General features: G+C 47.9%; 16 protein-coding genes and 4 tRNA genes. 8 read left to right on the forward strand and 12 right to left on the reverse strand.

All coding sequences use genetic code 11. The annotated features are described in order from the left end of the window. Positions 1-65 precede the first annotated feature (65 nt). Together AOA63_RS18420 and AOA63_RS18425 are read right to left on the reverse strand one after the other, a co-directional pair. On the reverse strand, positions 66-371 hold the full coding sequence (locus AOA63_RS18420; RefSeq protein WP_139061703.1) for a hypothetical protein: 306 nt from the start codon (positions 369-371) through the stop codon (positions 66-68). A 206-nt stretch (positions 372-577) separates the two neighbouring features. Then, positions 578-1477, reverse strand: coding sequence for a DNA-methyltransferase (locus AOA63_RS18425; RefSeq protein ID WP_139061704.1), 900 nt, complete (start codon positions 1475-1477; stop codon positions 578-580). On the opposite strand from AOA63_RS18425, the gene AOA63_RS18430 reads away from it, so the two are divergent. Further along, the gene (locus AOA63_RS18430) at positions 1448-1816 is read left to right on the forward strand and encodes a YidH family protein (RefSeq protein ID WP_278277086.1); all 369 of its coding nucleotides are present in this window, start codon (positions 1448-1450) and stop codon (positions 1814-1816) included. The two genes, AOA63_RS18425 and AOA63_RS18430, sit on opposite strands and share 30 nt — an antisense overlap. Positions 1817-1823: 7 nt before the next feature. Here the strand turns inward: AOA63_RS18430 and AOA63_RS18435 are convergent. From AOA63_RS18435 to AOA63_RS18445, 3 genes are all read right to left on the reverse strand, one after another. Further along, a tRNA-Thr gene (locus tag AOA63_RS18435) sits at positions 1824-1899 on the reverse strand. Positions 1900-1901: 2 nt separating this feature from the next. After that, positions 1902-1978 (reverse strand) — tRNA-Met (locus AOA63_RS18440). A 1-nt stretch (position 1979) separates the two neighbouring features. After that, positions 1980-2065 (reverse strand) — tRNA-Tyr (locus tag AOA63_RS18445). A gap of 216 nt (positions 2066-2281) precedes the next feature. Here AOA63_RS18445 and AOA63_RS18450 point away from each other — a divergent pair. Next, the gene (locus AOA63_RS18450; protein ID WP_053961171.1) at positions 2282-2686 is read left to right on the forward strand and encodes a hypothetical protein; all 405 of its coding nucleotides are present in this window, start codon (positions 2282-2284) and stop codon (positions 2684-2686) included. Between the two features lie 225 nt (positions 2687-2911). Here AOA63_RS18450 and AOA63_RS18455 read toward each other — a convergent pair. Then, positions 2912-2987, reverse strand: a tRNA-Thr gene (locus AOA63_RS18455). A gap of 26 nt (positions 2988-3013) precedes the next feature. On the opposite strand from AOA63_RS18455, the gene AOA63_RS19930 reads away from it, so the two are divergent. The 4 genes from AOA63_RS19930 to AOA63_RS18470 all read left to right on the forward strand — a co-directional run bounded on the left by AOA63_RS19930 (position 3014) and on the right by AOA63_RS18470 (position 7484). Then, complete coding sequence (locus AOA63_RS19930; RefSeq protein WP_171822796.1) at positions 3014-3157, forward strand: hypothetical protein; 144 nt, start codon at positions 3014-3016, stop codon at positions 3155-3157. A gap of 75 nt (positions 3158-3232) precedes the next feature. Further along, positions 3233-4228 carry an AAA family ATPase gene (locus AOA63_RS18460; protein ID WP_053961172.1) on the forward strand — a complete coding sequence of 332 codons (996 nt, stop codon included), beginning with the start codon at positions 3233-3235 and terminating at the stop codon, positions 4226-4228. Then, a complete protein-coding gene (locus tag AOA63_RS18465) occupies positions 4225-5340 on the forward strand; it encodes a DUF58 domain-containing protein (RefSeq protein WP_053961173.1) in 1116 nt (371 codons plus the stop codon). The genes AOA63_RS18460 and AOA63_RS18465 overlap by 4 nt, the downstream gene beginning before the upstream one ends. A gap of 23 nt (positions 5341-5363) precedes the next feature. Continuing rightward, positions 5364-7484, forward strand: a complete 2121-nt coding sequence (locus AOA63_RS18470; protein ID WP_053961174.1) for a transglutaminase domain-containing protein — start codon at positions 5364-5366, stop codon at positions 7482-7484. A 49-nt stretch (positions 7485-7533) separates the two neighbouring features. On the opposite strand, the gene sigH is transcribed toward AOA63_RS18470, so the two are convergent. The 3 genes from sigH to cysS all read right to left on the reverse strand — a co-directional run bounded on the left by sigH (position 7534) and on the right by cysS (position 10611). Beyond that, positions 7534-8187, reverse strand: coding sequence for an RNA polymerase sporulation sigma factor SigH (gene sigH / locus AOA63_RS18475; RefSeq protein ID WP_037913168.1), 654 nt, complete (start codon positions 8185-8187; stop codon positions 7534-7536). A gap of 209 nt (positions 8188-8396) precedes the next feature. Beyond that, positions 8397-9212, reverse strand: coding sequence for a 23S rRNA (guanosine(2251)-2'-O)-methyltransferase RlmB (rlmB, locus tag AOA63_RS18480; protein ID WP_242848420.1), 816 nt, complete (start codon positions 9210-9212; stop codon positions 8397-8399). After that, positions 9196-10611 (reverse strand): cysteine--tRNA ligase, encoded by a 1416-nt coding sequence (cysS, locus tag AOA63_RS18485; protein WP_053961176.1) that lies wholly within the window; start codon positions 10609-10611, stop codon positions 9196-9198. Before cysS ends, rlmB begins: the two co-directional genes overlap by 17 nt. A gap of 360 nt (positions 10612-10971) precedes the next feature. Here cysS and AOA63_RS18490 point away from each other — a divergent pair, with 360 nt between their 5' ends. Both AOA63_RS18490 and AOA63_RS18495 read left to right on the forward strand, forming a co-directional pair. Next, positions 10972-12159, forward strand: a complete 1188-nt coding sequence (locus AOA63_RS18490; protein ID WP_053961177.1) for a hypothetical protein — start codon at positions 10972-10974, stop codon at positions 12157-12159. 206 nt (positions 12160-12365) lie between these two features. After that, a complete protein-coding gene (locus tag AOA63_RS18495) occupies positions 12366-13037 on the forward strand; it encodes an N-acetylmuramoyl-L-alanine amidase family protein (protein ID WP_053961178.1) in 672 nt (223 codons plus the stop codon). On the opposite strand, the gene ispF is transcribed toward AOA63_RS18495, so the two are convergent. The 3 genes from ispF to AOA63_RS18510 form a co-directional block, all read right to left on the reverse strand. Further along, positions 13020-13499 carry a 2-C-methyl-D-erythritol 2,4-cyclodiphosphate synthase gene (ispF, locus tag AOA63_RS18500; RefSeq protein ID WP_053961179.1) on the reverse strand — a complete coding sequence of 160 codons (480 nt, stop codon included), beginning with the start codon at positions 13497-13499 and terminating at the stop codon, positions 13020-13022. The genes AOA63_RS18495 and ispF overlap by 18 nt on opposite strands. Then, on the reverse strand, positions 13492-14190 hold the full coding sequence (gene ispD, locus AOA63_RS18505; protein ID WP_053961180.1) for a 2-C-methyl-D-erythritol 4-phosphate cytidylyltransferase: 699 nt from the start codon (positions 14188-14190) through the stop codon (positions 13492-13494). The genes ispF and ispD overlap by 8 nt, the downstream gene beginning before the upstream one ends. Positions 14191-14293: 103 nt before the next feature. Then, positions 14294-15391 (reverse strand): PIN/TRAM domain-containing protein, encoded by a 1098-nt coding sequence (locus tag AOA63_RS18510; RefSeq protein WP_053961181.1) that lies wholly within the window; start codon positions 15389-15391, stop codon positions 14294-14296. Between the last annotated feature and the right edge of the window lie 19 nt (positions 15392-15410).

Raw genomic sequence — 15410 nt, forward strand, 5'->3', positions numbered from 1 at the left:
CCTTTCCTTCGTGCCATACGAGTCAATCAGACACACGTAAAGTACGGTGTCTTGAAAGTCTTCGGTTAATGCATTTGGGTTACCGCTAGAACCTGATCTGTCACCGGGTCAACGACAACTTGATAAAGATGCGACCCTTTTTGGACTCCAATGGTAAAAAAGGTTCGCCCGTGGCGGTTCGTTGATGGGACAAGACTCACAACGTGTCCTCCTTGGACTGCATAAGTGGCGGCACTATCGGCTCGGATGATGATCTTAGACTCCGAGGCTCGAACCGTCGTCGGACTATTGGCCGCCATAACTTGGCCGGACATTCCCATCGCCACCAACGTCGCTATAACGCCGATGACCCTTCGCAATTTTCCTTTCATAACATCTCCTCCCTTTTGCCAAGTTATTGATCCAATTTTTCCCTTCATTTTTCTCCCGCCTCTCGTTCTTTCCCAGATGCGTTGTTTGAAAGCGTTAGTATCTTTCCCATGAGGTGGTATGTGTGGAATTGATGACTTCTATACTTTTTTGGCAATAAAAAAAAGCCGCTCGAGCGGCTTAATGCGTGATGTTATTATGAAAAGGATTATGAAAAGGCGGTGAGAGCTTTCATACGCTGACGCATAATGGTTACCGCGTCAGGATTATTGTCCCCGAGCCAAACCGGACGCTTGAGGGTCCATGCCGCAACCCCGGTGGTTCCCGATCCCGCCATCAGATCGCCCACCCAATCCCCTGGGCGGGTTAAGAGCAACACCAGTCTCTCCAATAATTGAAGCGGCTTTTGCGTGGGATAGCCTGTACGTTCTTTCGCCGAGGTATTAATAATTGGAATGTCCCAAACACTGTCTATCGCACGCCCTTTTTCGACCACATCATCCAGATAAATGCGGTAAGCATGGGACTGTCCCTTCCCCTTGTGTCCCCAAATCCATTCCCGGCCATCGGAATCCCTATGGATCTTTTGTTTTTTCATCCGCACATAATAGTCGCGGTCCCATGCATCATAAACAGGCATCATCCGGGATTTCTCCGATTTGGCCCAAATTAAGAGGACGTCATGTTTGCTATTGACACGGTTCGAGGCTTTTGTACGGCGTCCGGTATAATGCCAAATCACTTCATTGCGAAAATTGTCATAACCCATGAACTCATCACCCAATACTTTCAGATAATGACTGGCATGATAGTCGCAGTGCAGCACAAAAAAACCGGTTGGCGCTAAAAAGGGCATAATAAGAGCAAAATGCTGCCGGATGAAATCTAAATACACGGGCAATGAGGGCCAGCTGTCCTCAAATGATCCATGACTAGCCGTTTGTTGCCTGCCCGAAAAAAATGGAGGATCCCAATAAATTAGTTGAAACCGGTCAGCAAATCCATGACGCGCAAGCCAATTTAATTGTTCTTTTGCAGAACCGTGCATAATCACATAGGGAGTTTGATGATAAGAAGGATGAGAGGAGGTAATCTGATCGCTAAGCACCCGGACCCGCGTGAAATATTGGCGAACGAGCGCACATTTTTGTCCTGGCTTCGCACAGGTATATCGTTGATGGCTTTTGGATTTGTTGTGTCGAAATTTAATCTGTTTTTGCAAATTCGTGTTCACCGTCCAGCCGAACATGGTATTTTAGGACTTGTTCTTGTGGCCGGTGGTGTGATCATTATGATTTTTGCAACATGGCAATTTCGAAAGAACTTTTTGCGATTGCACCAAGGCAGTCCATTAACCGATATACGATTTTCTTTACTTACTGGGATTGTAATGATTCTTATTGGTGTAGGTGTGTTCATTTATTTAACCAACACGTCAGGAAGTTGACATAAAATGGAGCTCACGACCGGGATTGAACCGGTGACCTCGTCCTTACCAAGGACGTGCTCTACCTACTGAGCTACGTGAGCAATGGTTGCGGGGACAGGATTTGAACCTGTGACCTCCGGGTTATGAGCCCGACGAGCTACCTGGCTGCTCTACCCCGCGGTGGTGGATGGGGTTGGATTCGAACCAACGTAGGCGCTAGCCAGCGATTTTACAGACCGCCCCCTTTAACCACTCGGGCACCCATCCATTAACCTATTGACTTGTTCGGCACCAATCATTGATTTCGTCGGTGCCTTTACTATTTTACGGACCTCACCATGAAAATGCAAGCCCCATTTGTTATAAAAATTTGCCATAATGTTGGCATCGGTTTCTCAGAAAAAATGAGAAGGAATGTCCCAACGCATAGCGAATTAATGGAGGGGCGGTATTGCCACGCCTTTGCTATTAAGGAGGACTTTCATGAGCCGGTATTGGTTTTGGTACAAATTTTGGCGTACATGGATGTGGCTATTTTTTATAGCGCTTTCGGTTTTGCTCTTATTAGGTCTCATTATGGGCGCCTATTTATTTCTCATGCAACGAAATCATTGGCAACCCTGTGATAACACGCTCAAGATTCCTCAGGATTTTCGGGCTCAGCTTGATGATTTTGCCCAGTCACATGCTGGACAATTTGTGGGTTGTGAAGTCTATTGGGTGGAAAACGAGCCCGAACGAAAACGGCAACGCCGTCGTGGTAACTATCGCTTTGGAATCCGGGTCAACAATCGAATAATATGGAGTTATTGGAGTTTATTGCCCTCTGGCAGTTTTCGTCCCGAATCCCCCAAGGCCTATGCTATTAGCCGGTATTCGCGTCCATAACTTGGCGTCGACATGTTATTCACATATCCATCACGGATGCTCCCAAGGGACAGACAATTATCACTCACAGAGCTCTTAGGATGGGTGCAAAGCGGCCATTTCCTTCTCGTGATGGAGTGGTTGCTTTGCCAAGGATGATGCACAATGCCCTGTAAACCTTAAAACTACACCACACCAATTTACAAAAAAACCTTCAAGTCTCTGCTTGAAAGTTATGCCATATGATGGAGCTGGCGAAAGGACTTGAACCTTCAACCTACTGATTACAAATCAGTTGCTCTGCCAATTGAGCTACGCCAGCATTTTTGGCGGATTTAATTTTATCATATGATGTCTTCAGATTTCAAGTCCTTGGACCAGGCCGCACTATTTGACGGGTTTTTGGGATTCCTGAAAAATTCCAAAAAAACGGGAGAAGTCATCAGTTTACAAGCCAATGCAGACAAGCCGTTATTGTATCATAATGGATAAGGTCTTTTTTTATAAGGCACAACGTACTCTGATAGTCTCAAACGGCATGACGGTATGTAGGAAGGAGTCCCTCTCGTGAAACAATCACCCGGACGCACTTCAAATTTTTCCAATGACGAAACAATTCACGAAGAATTGCAGCCCGTTATTGATAATATCGAACGCGTCATTGTTGGGAAACGCAGTACCATCACCAAACTCTTATGTGCTATGCTCGCACAAGGTCACGTGTTATTAGATGATGTACCAGGTGTTGGCAAAACCACGTTAGCCAAGGCGCTGGCGGCCACCTTAGATTTACATTATGCTCGCATTCAATTCACCCCCGACTTATTGCCTACTGATGTCACAGGAGTGAGTATTTATAATCCGGCCCAGGGCGCTTTTATTTTTCAACCGGGACCCGTTTTCGCCAATTTGTTGTTAGCGGATGAATTAAACCGGACCTCTCCACGTACACAAAGTGCTTTATTAGAAGTGATGGAAGAACGGCAAGTGACCGTAGACGGCATTGCCCATCCTCTGGCCCCTCCTTTTATGGTGATTGCTACCGAAAATCCCATAGAATACGAAGGAACATTTCCGCTTCCGGAAAGCCAATTAGATCGTTTTCTGTTTCGTCTTAATCTGGGATATCCAACAATTGAAGAAGAAACGCAAATGTTGGAGCGAGTGACGCATACCCATCCTCTCAGCACCATCCGTCCGGTGTTGTCACATGACCGGGTTATGGCACTCATGGAACACATTCCGAATGTTTATTTATCGCCTTCGATTCGACAGTATATTGCCCAATTAGCTCTCAAAACCCGTGAGCATCCCCGAATTTATTTAGGCATGAGTCCTCGTGCTGCCATCGCTTTACAACGGGCAGCTCAAGCGTGGGCCTTTGTCCACGGCAGGGAATTTGTTATCCCCGATGATATCCGTGCACTGTTTCCTGATATCATCGCACACCGCCTGATTCTTAAAGGAGGCAATCGCCACCAACAAACCACCGTTATCCAAGACCTCGTTCACGATATCCTACAACAAGTGCCCATTCCGGACCGCGAGCGTCGGGAACGATGAAAAAGATATCGTGGCGTATTGTCGTGGTGATGGCGGCAATTGGAGCTGCCTGGGCTTTTGCCTATTTCGAAGGGGGCTATTTAGCCTATCATATTTGGGATGCCACTCAATTATTAGTCATGATAACTTTAATCCAAGTCTTATTTCCCTTACATCGGGTCCGTATCGAACGGCATATCAAGCCGAGTCTGGCTACGGAAGGGGATAGTGTAACCATTGAGTTAACAATCCAGGGAAACACGTGGTGGCCGTGGGCGTGGGTCGCTGTGACGGATTCTTTGCCGGAAACTTTACATGCCGATCACAATCCCCATTTTGTTGTGGCATTGTGGCCCAAACGCACTGTGACAGTTCGTTACCAATTGGCACACGTACCTCGCGGCATTTACACACTCAAGGCGCCTAAGATCGCTACTGGCGATGTGCTAGGGCTATGGGAAAAATCTCGATTGGCGACAAATGATCCCATGTCGATGATTATCTGGCCTCAGACCACAGCTCTAACACATCTGGGACATGTTTTTCAACAATGGTCCGGAAATACTGAAATGTCACGCCGAATTTCTGAAGATACCAGTTTGCTTTTAGGCATCCGGGATTATGTGAGTGGGGATCGTCTGGCTCAAATTCACTGGCGAACCACGGCCCGTACGGGTCAGTTCAAGGTCAAACAATTTGAACCCACTACACAGCCCCAAATTCGGATTATATTGGATGATATGCAAGCATTTCAAACAGAGAGAGAATGGGAGTTAGCTATACAGATTGCCGCGTCATTAACCGATGTCGCAGCGCGTTATATCCAACCTCTAGGTTTTCTATGGGTTGGAGATGGGGACCAACGCATTGGCATTGGGGCAGGGCGAACGCATTATGAAACCATCCTCAATTACCTGGCCTCCCTGCCCCGTTTTCATCCCAATTCCCAAAACTCGATGACATTTATCCCCGACGATGCCATTCCTTTGTGGATTACTATGCGAGGAAACCATCCTGCCTTATCTGATGCCGTCTCCGTTATTCGTGTGGGCGAGGACTTAGATCAGCTCGAGGATTTGTCGTTCTATTTGGAACACCGCTTACATCGTCAGGCTTATGGTCTATCCCATTAGAGTGATGTGAAAGGAGGACCCATGTGATATCCAATAAAACTCAAATCATATTACGGGGAATTTGGATGAGCGCGCTCTTTTGGCCTTATACGCATGGGGGAGGCTTTCATGATGCCGCCTTATTAGCTCTGACTCCCCTATGGTTATCGTTTGGGGAATTGTGGTCTTCTTGGATTTTGCGCTGGACTACATGGATCATCATAATGGTTGCCGAATTAACCGCAGAATGGGCATCATTGCCCAGCTTACGCCATGTTTTTATCACCTTTTCGCGTTCGGTTTTAGTCTTGCACCAGTTGTCCTTCGCGAATTGGAACCAAATTTCTGCGCATATCGCGACCCCCTTACTATTAATCGGCGCGCTTTTGGGGTGGCATGTGTTTCGTCAGGCTAATAATACCCGGCGCATTGCAACCCTTTTAGTCATCGGCATTGCCGCTTTGGCGATCAATCATGTGTTCTGGCAACTACCCGCGGAACACCCTCTCTTTGCCTATGCAGCCATTGGCTTATTATTATTATCCTCGCACCATGTTTTAACGCCGTTGTCCCGCCAAGGATCATCTGGCCTCATGGCCAGCGTTGTTGCTGCTGTCACCATATTCGTGCCTTTGAGTTTAGGATGGGGTGGAACACCGCGCCCTGGTCATGCCAGTTTAGGATTTTTAGGCGGAAATTTACAAGATCTCAGATTTCTAACGGGAACAGGCGCCACAACAGGATATTCAGAAGGCATCAATCATATCGGACATTCGATTGTTCCAAATTATAATCCCGTGATGATTGTCCATTCAAAATCTCCGCATTACTGGCAAGCAGAGATTTTCAACACATTCACCGGCAAAGAATGGACGAATCCCGGATCCAATGCGGTGCAAATTACGCCCGAAGATTCAGGCATCCCGTTATTTAGCCTTCCCTTTGATACGTCGCAAGTCTCCACCACAACCGACACAATAACGTTTCAAGCAGTAAACGGCCATCCTTTTCGAACCCTGTTCTATCCAGGCGTCCCCTTATCCTTCGGTTCTGGGCCGTCATCCCTGGTGTTATATCCAAATAAAGAACATTTTGTGTCAAATGCTATTTCTTCGTACCGCGTAACCAGTATCATTCCCCATTTCAATGCAACGTTGCTAAGTCATGTCACCTTTGGCGAATATCCTACCCCGAACTTATCTCAAGACCTACAAATTCCTAGTAATCTTTCTCCGCGGGTCGGTCAGTTAGCCAATCAGATTACTCAACACGCTTCAGGACCTTGGCAAGCCGCTTTAGACATCAAACATTATCTCGACACGCATTATGGCTATTCGTTTCATGTCACCCCGACACAGCACAATGTGGTGAACCATTTCTTGTTTACTGATAAAGTAGGCTATTGCGATCAATTTTCCACTGCGTTCATTATGATGATGCGCAGCATTGGTATACCGGCCCGGTGGGTCGCGGGATATGCCCCAGGTCAATATAACGCCCATGATCATGGCTATTTAGTCCGTGCCATCGATGCGCATTCATGGGCTCAAATTTACATTGCACCCTTTGGCTGGATTCCCATTGATCCGACTCCCGGGTTTAACATTCCTGATCTGTCTGTCCCCAAAACTCCTTCATCATTGACGTCGCAAACCTCCCTATCTATCCCAGTCACTTCGGCCGTGCCGAAAGTTCACTACAATCCACCCCCCGGGGTCAATGAGCACACGCTCAAAACGCCTACGGCTAAAAGCTCCCACCGGGTGAATTCGTCCCGCAGATTTCTACCCGTAAGAAAACTCTTGAGTTTTCTCCTCTTGGCGCTAATTATCCTAATGGCCATCTTTGGCATCCGTGTGCGCAAATACCGCCTAGCACGCAATCCACAAGCCGCGGCGATTAGATTATGGCGTCAAATCAGATGGTGGACCCAGTTTAGAATGCGTATCCCCACAATGAGTCTCACCCCCCGAGAATGGTTAGCCCTGTGGCAGGTGAATATGCGTGCCGATACTTCCGAAAGCCAGCAATTAGTCCAATATCTCGAGCGCGGTTTATATGGCCCCAACTCATGGTCTATGGACGATGCCCGTCAAGCACAACGTCTGTGGAAAAGACTGCGCTTTGCCATTAAAAAATCCTCATCAACGTCACAGGCATCATAAAAAAGACCAGCACCTTTTAGCGATTGCTGGTCTTTTTTTTGTAATAGCGTTACATATCTCGAGATGATGATGAAGGGAATAAGAGAACTTGTCGCCCATCCAAATATCGTTCTAATTTCCGCTTAACACGTTGTAATGCATTATCAATGGATTTCACATGCCGTCTTAAATCTACAGCAATTTCCTGGTAGGATCGGCCATCGAGGTAGGCCATAAGGACTTTCCATTCCAGATCACTCAAAATTTCACCCATTTTTTCTTCGATATCCCCGAATTCTTCCCGGTGAATGATCATTTCTTCAGGATCTGCAACTTTGGCCGTGGATACAACATCATATAAGGTGCGGTCAGAATCTTCTTCATAAATCGGTTTGTTCAAAGACACGTAAGAATTCAACGGAATGTGCTTTTGTCGTGTTGCCGTTTTAATGGCGGTAATTATTTGCCGGGTAATACATAATTCCGCAAATGCCCGGAAGGATGACAGCTTGTCACTGCGAAAATCGCGAATGGCTTTGTATAATCCAATCATGCCTTCTTGCACAATGTCTTCACGGTCCGCACCGATTAAAAAATATGAGCGAGCCTTGGCACGAACAAAATTCCGATATTTTTGAATCACATATTCGAGCGCATCCGCGCTGCCTTCGCGGGCATCTTGAACGATATCTTCATCGGTCATGTTATCAAAGCCGTTCGGCATTTCGTACGAGGGGCCTAACACACTCACATCGCCTCCATCACCAAGGCCTAAAGAAATCAGAATATTCTATAACAATACGTTAAAGAAACTTCACTTCGGCTAATGTCTGCCTCATTATAGCGAGGCACGAAAATCGCCGTCAAGTCTTCTGACGGCGAAACGTGTAACTTTTGCGTTTTTTGTCCACATTCATAAAAAATATGGCACGTTTACGGTGCTTGTCGCTGCCTGACCACTTCGAACGCCAAGACCGCGCATGCTGTGGCCGCATTCAACGAGGCAACTTGACCCACCATGGGCAATCGCACAGTTTGATCACAGCGTTTCTTCACTAAGGGCCGAATCCCTTGCCCTTCGGCTCCGATCACGATCGCCGTGGGACCATGATAATCTGCCTGCGTATACAGAATTTCCCCTTGGGGATCCGCGGCATAAACAAAGATCCCCCACTTTTTGATGGTCTCGATAGTTTGCGCCAAGTTGGACACAACCGCCACCGGGACATATTCGGTGGCCCCGGCTGAGGCTTTACGCACAGCAGGCGTCAGCGGTGCGCTATTACGGCTCGGTATAATTACGGCATCAGCTCCAGCGGCATTAGCCACACGAATTATTGCCCCCAAATTTTGTGGATCCTGAATTTGATCCAGGACAATCAAAAACGCATCAAATCCCCGGTTCCTGACCAGAGCATACACATCATCTAACGTCGCAAGGGGCGCAACACTGATTAATCCTACTACTCCTTGATGATTCAACTCCCCAGCTAACTCGTCCAATTTAGCCCGGGGCACTTCATGAATCACGACACCTTTTTCCCGGGCAATCCCGAGAATTTCTTTAAGGCTACCTTCAGCCAGCTGATTTTGGACCCACAATCGCTGCAAGGGACGCCCGGCTCGCAATGCTTCAAGGACCGGATGCCGTCCCACAATAACCGATTCATTGGCTGTAACCGACGTTGTGGGTTCAAAACTACCGCTATTCTTACGCGCGTCTTCGCGCTGATTAGCGGGTTTGGCCATTTTCCGCCGCGAAAGTGATCCGCGGTCCCGTGGGCGTGTCTTCAATGTAATATCCCGCCTTTATTAGTAAATTACGTATTTGATCAGCCTGAACATAATCACGATTTTTCCTGGCTTGCTCGCGAATGGCGATTAAACGTGTGGCCAAGTCGTTCACATCCTGATGCTCTTGAGTGGCTGGGGCCGGAAGGAAGTCTAAAATTATATTGGCTTGAACCAGGTTATGACGTGCCCATCCTAAGGCATAAGCTCGGTGGTTTTGTTCCATACCTTGATAGGCGTTGTGCACCATATCAAAGATCTCCGCAAAAGCCCGAGCCGTATTAAAGTCATCGTCCAAAACACTCAAAAAGTTCGACTCAAATGTTCGCAGTCGTTCCGCCCACGACGCATCAACCCATTCGCTCGGAGCGGGAGCATCTTTAGCCTCCTCCCATAATCGCCAAATACGCTGAAGTCCCCGTCCCCATTCTTCAAGTCCTTGCACACTAAAATCTAAAGGGGTCCGGTAGTGGACACTAAGCAAATACGTTCGTAACACCAGGGGATCCACATGGCGGATAATTTCCTGAAGACTAAGACCATTCCCTAAGGATTTGGACATTTTAACCGCATTTTGTGTAATCAATCCATTATGAACCCAAAACTGTGCCGGTTCACAGTCAAATAGCCCCTGGGATTGAGCCCGTTCATTCTCATGATGAGGAAAAATTAAATCCATGCCGCCCCCATGCAAATCAAATTGACGGCCAAGGTATCGCGAAGCCATGGTGGAGCATTCAATATGCCATCCCGGCCGGCCATATCCCCATGGGCTCTCCCAACCGGGTTCCTCTGCCGGGGCACTTTTCCATAGAGCAAAATCTGCTGGATCGTGTTTTCCCTCATGAACCTCGACCCGAACCCCTTGATAAAGTTCTTCTAACCGCCTGCCTGAAAGCTGTCCATAGTTTTCATCCGTATTCACAGAAAAATAGACATCCTGACCAGCCACGTAAGCCTTTTGCCGGTCAATCAGCCCCTGAATAAACGTAATAATTTCAGCAATATTTTCTGTTACCCGGGGAGCAAAATCTGGAGGGAGCACATGCAATTGCTGCATCAATTGATTGTACTGTTCCATATACTTCGCGGCCAATTGACTGGCCGAAACCCTCTCGGTTTGAGATTGGTTGACAATTTTATCATCAATATCCGTAAAATTTTGGACATGGCGAACAATATAACCCCGGCGCATAAAGTGCCGTTTAATCACATCCCAGACGACAGCAGGCCTGGCATGCCCCACGTGAGCTTCGGCATACGGCGTCACACCACACACGTAAATCGACACTTCTCCTTCACGCAGTGGAATGAAGGGGCGTTTTGTCCGGGTCAAGCTATCATAAATTTGAATCATGGGCCGATCCTTTCTTCTTAATAGCTTAATAGCATTTCATGCCAGCGTCATGCTCGCATTTTAGGAAAACTTGCTGACCGCGTCAATCTACAAGATAGGAAACAATCCGGCTTCACCGAGATTTTAAGGGATAGGGCTTGTCCTTAAAACTTGGTGCTTAGCCCGCGCTTCTTTTAAAATGGGACTATAATAGGTGTCGAAATCTGATATCATTGTCAGTTCGACATGATCATCATGAACCTAAAGGTCGTCTTATATGCGTGTGCGGCCTTCAGGTGTTCACCGCTCTTAAAACGGGTTATTACATAGATTTCCGCAATGATCGCGCACTACTGACCAGCAGGAAGGCGGGACACTCTTTTGAACATACGGCAAGGTGTACAGTATAGTTTAATCCTGGCTTCGGCAATCCTCCTAAGCGGATGTCACTCAACTTCATCCCAGGGCCCCCAAAAGCTTATCCAAACCGCGAGCCGAGCCACGCGATATGTTAATTTGCCGGTGATTCGGTGGCATCCGGTTTCTGTTGGACCCGAAGTGCTTTTGGACGAAGGCACGGCCATTTCTTCGGTTCTGCCTGGACCAGATGGACGCATCTATTACGGAACCAGCAATCCCCTCGGGGATAGCACGGTAATTGGCTGGTACAATCCGCAATCCGGTCAAAACCTGTGGCGAACCGTCCCCCGGATGCCATATTTTCCGAGTCATTCGGGATTAACGGTCTCAAATTTAAGCTTAAGCCAATCCGCATACTGGGGAGCTGTAGATTTAATCGTCAGCGGAGCCCACACGGTGTGGTACCGTCACTGGGGATATGTGGGGGGCTTCACGAATGAGAATCGTTTTGTTCCCGGCGATTATGCTATTCCTGGACCCACCGTACATCGCAATCCATACACTGCTTCGGTCTACACCTCTTTTCAAGGAACCCAGCTCGTTCGGATTATGAACGTGAATACGAAACAGATGCAGTCCTATCCTCTTCCTAGTAACACCGCACCCGTCGCCATTGACTTTGGACATAGCTCCCAGCATGTCTGGCTTCTGAGTGCGAATACACTTTGGGAACTGAACACCCAAGATAATCAGTGGACACCGCAAGCTGAGGCTCCTATGGGAGATTTCTTTGTCAGTATGGGCCAATTTCGCCAGGGTCTGTGGATCGTCGATGCAAACGGCAATATTGGCCTCATTCAACACCAACAAATTCAGTGGATTGCCCATTTGTCCCTCAGTCCTATTGCTGCAGAAACAGCTGGCCATGATGGTCTGTGGTTAGCATCCGTCCATCATTTGACACTGTGGTTACCACATCACGGGATCAAACAGTGGGCATGGCCTAAACTGTCCTATCCGGCCCCCGCATCCACTTGGAGTCAACTTGGCTCGAAAACTCCTCCCGACTGGCCTCCGATTCCGCATATCGCTATGGGGCCTGATCATGTGCTAGAAATCGGCTACGGAACAGATATTGGCCAGGCATATTTTCGCTCTGAGACACCCCGAAGCGTGGCACAGAGTACATCTAAGCCAGCCGTTCACTAATTCCTGGGCAGACGACTCTCTAGATGCCCAAAAACTCAAAATGCCTATCTCAGCCCTGGGCCAACGCGATAATCGCGTGTGGTTAAGTCTTAGAGGCACAGCCGACTACCCCAAGATCATTTTGCAAGGGTTGCAAGGGGAAAATGTCTAATTCCTCGCACAATCACATAATGTGGGTCAGAACTAAGAGAAAGAGGCGGATACCCTTGAATGTCGCCCGCAAAATTCCTGTATGGCTCGCAATTTTCGGATTGCTGGGAGCCTTCCTCATCACCTGCTATCAACTTCCCGTAAGTCCGGCCATGACCCTCACCCCCATTGTGGTCATTGACCCCGGCCATGGAGGTCAAGATCCTGGTGCTATTGGAGCCCAGGGAGTTTATGAAAAAAATATAAATCTCAGTATTGGTCTTCTCTTATCAAGTCTTTTACGTCAGAAACAGATTCATGTATATATGACCCGGACAAGCGACCAGACTCCTAGTGCACCTCCTTTTCATAATGTACGCGATTTACGGTACCGAGCATTTTTAGCGCGCCAGTGGCATGCCACCATTTTTGTTTCTATTCATACCAACGCGGAACCCAGTGGCATCGCCCAAGGCCCTATCGTCTATTACCGCTCTGGATCCGTGTCATCGTGGGAATTAGCCTCACAAGTCTCTACCGCCTTGGCGAGAGTAACGGGAAAAGTCATTCGTCCTCGTCCCATTCGCCAATTGGTCCTACAAGAAGTTACCGTCCCCGCCATCAATGTTGAGGTCGGTTTCCTGACGCATCCGCTCGATACATCCCGACTCCTCAATTCCCAATATCAAACTCAATTAGCGGCAGCCATTGCTGAAGGGATTATGCACTATTTAAACCGGGGCCAATAAGACGGTTGCTAACGCTAAAATGCCTTCTTCACGCCCCAAGGCTCCTAAATGATCGGTAGTTGTGGCTTTCACGGAAAAGCAATCCAATGGACAGCCACTGGCACGACTTAAATTTTGGCGAATCGCCATGATATAGGGCGCTAATTTGGGTCGCTGGGCCACGACGGTCAAATCAGCCGAAATCACCTGATAATGTGCGTGGGTCATCATCTCCACTACACGAGCCATTAACGCCACTGATGAGGCCCCTTTAACATCCGGATCCTCTGCATGAAAATACGTGCCTAAATCCCCCATGGCTAATGCTCCCAATATGGCATCCATATATGCATGGGTTAGTACATCGCCATCCGTATCACCTTCTAGGCCCTTCTCAAAAGGAATATCCACTCCCCCTAAAATTAAGGGACGGTTAGCCACTAAGGGATGCACATCAATACCTTGTCCGATGCGATTAGTCATGGATTTGTTGTAACCTCCATTCAAACCATGTCAAATCTTCCGGTGTCGTCAGTTTGCGGTTATCATAATCTCCTGGCACGACCATGACCCGGTGTCCTAAATATTCCACAACCTCGGCATCATCCGTTGGGACCCCGTGTTTCCATGCTTCATGAGCTTGGCAAATTATATGGTAGTGAAATCCTTGAGGAGTTTGTGCGAGACGCAAATGACTGCGGGGAATGGTCTTTGTCACCTCGACACCCACAGGCGTTTCCACAACTCCTTTGACGGTATCCGTAACGGGAAGTGCCGGCATCGCCGCTCCTTGCTCAAATGCAGCATGTCGTACCCGGTCAATCACCCCACAAGGAACCAAAATCCGCGCCGCATCATGAATTAACACGACATCCTGATCTTGGGCTAACCCTTTAAGCGCTGCAAGACCTTGTTGTACGGATAAATACCGTTCTGTGGATCCCGCAGTCAACAACCAGTGTGTTAAGCCAAACTGGTCAAGCCAGTGCTGAATCTGCTCAAAATCTTCGGGACGTGCCACCACCACGCCCGCATCAAATTCACCCTTCACCGCAAAATGCCACAGGCTCCACGCTATTGCAGGACGCCCTGCCACCATTAGCCATAATTTTGGACCTAAGGCGCCCATGCGCCGACTTTGACCTGCCGCCAACAATATCCCAAAACTTTTCACAGAACACCCCTAATAGCTGGGATTCGCATCATCCGCCCCTATCATGTGATGCTATTGTACAGGAAAAAGCCCGGCATGAGCCGGGCTTTGAACGAAAAACCGTTTAGGCTTCACTCAGTTCAACAGCCCCTAAAGCAGATTTGAGTTTGGCAAATATCATCCGGCCCGCAGCTGTTTGCAAGACTGAGGTCACAATTACCGTAACCGTTTGGCCAATAAATTTACGCCCGCCATCCACCACGATCATCGTACCATCGTCCAGATATCCAATACCTTGGCCCGACTCTTTCCCATCTTTGATCACGTGCACGACCATTTCTTCTCCCGGTAAAACTACCGGCTTCACGGCATTGGCTAGTTCGTTGATATTGAGAACCGGAACGCCTTGAAGTTCTGCTACCTTGTTAAGATTAAAATCGTTGGTAATCACTTTGCCATCCAAGATTTTTGCCAGTTTGAGCAGTTTCGAGTCAACTTCCAAACTCGGATCGATGTCGCGTTCATAAACCTGTACCTGCGTCTTTAATTCTTTTTGAATGTGGTTGAGAATATCAAGACCCCGGCGCCCACGATTACGCTTTAAGACATCCGCAGAGTCGGCAATGTGTCTTAATTCTTCAAGAACAAATCCGGGTATCACCAAGGGACCTTCGAGAAATCCGGTTTGGCAAATATCCGCGATACGTCCATCAATAATCACGGACGTGTCGAGGATTTTCGGTTTAACGCTGTCATTCACGCGGTGTTTTACTCGCGGTAACCAGCTTTGCGGACGCATCAATTCGTCCTTTTTCCGAATGGATACCTTTAAACCGACATACCCAAACCCAACACTAATCGCAATACGAATCAAAACCCCAACGAGGCCTAGTCCATTTAATTCGGACGTTAAAAGAAACGCAATTAAGAGCCCAACAATCAACCCAACGGAACCAGACAATAAATCTTGTGTAGGCGTTTTTTGTAATCGACTCTCGCCCCACTCCATGGCCTTACTGGCCCCATTAATCAGCCAAGGCCCCAAAATATAAGCAATCAAACCGCCTCCAATGAGACCAATGCCCAATAAAATGGCTCCGCGGTCTGGTCCTAGTCCACTCAGATATGGTAGCGCCTTTAAGGCATGAAGATTTTGGAATACGCCCGCAATCCCGAGTACTCCCCCAAAGATCGTGAGAATTTGGCGCACTGTTCTTCCCATATCTGCCACCTCCCCCTGA

The organism is Sulfobacillus thermosulfidooxidans, assembly GCF_001280565.1.
Lineage (GTDB): Bacteria > Bacillota > Sulfobacillia > Sulfobacillales > Sulfobacillaceae > Sulfobacillus > Sulfobacillus thermosulfidooxidans_A.

Excerpts from the sequence above, each read along its gene's own strand:
- AOA63_RS18420 (WP_139061703.1), bottom strand. The coding sequence starts at position 371 with ATGAAAGGAAAATTGCGAAGGGTCATCGGCGTTATAGCGACGTTGGTG.
- AOA63_RS18430 (WP_278277086.1), top strand. The coding sequence starts at position 1,448 with ATGAGAGGAGGTAATCTGATCGCTAAGCACCCGGACCCGCGTGAAATA.
- AOA63_RS18450 (WP_053961171.1), top strand. The coding sequence starts at position 2,282 with ATGAGCCGGTATTGGTTTTGGTACAAATTTTGGCGTACATGGATGTGG.
- AOA63_RS19930 (WP_171822796.1), top strand. The coding sequence starts at position 3,014 with ATGATGTCTTCAGATTTCAAGTCCTTGGACCAGGCCGCACTATTTGAC.
- AOA63_RS18465 (WP_053961173.1), top strand. The coding sequence starts at position 4,225 with ATGAAAAAGATATCGTGGCGTATTGTCGTGGTGATGGCGGCAATTGGA.
- sigH (WP_037913168.1), bottom strand. The coding sequence starts at position 8,187 with ATGCCGAACGGCTTTGATAACATGACCGATGAAGATATCGTTCAAGAT.
- rlmB (WP_242848420.1), bottom strand. The coding sequence starts at position 9,212 with ATGGCCAAACCCGCTAATCAGCGCGAAGACGCGCGTAAGAATAGCGGT.
- cysS (WP_053961176.1), bottom strand. The coding sequence starts at position 10,611 with ATGATTCAAATTTATGATAGCTTGACCCGGACAAAACGCCCCTTCATT.
- ispF (WP_053961179.1), bottom strand. The coding sequence starts at position 13,499 with ATGACTAATCGCATCGGACAAGGTATTGATGTGCATCCCTTAGTGGCT.
- AOA63_RS18510 (WP_053961181.1), bottom strand. The coding sequence starts at position 15,391 with ATGGGAAGAACAGTGCGCCAAATTCTCACGATCTTTGGGGGAGTACTC.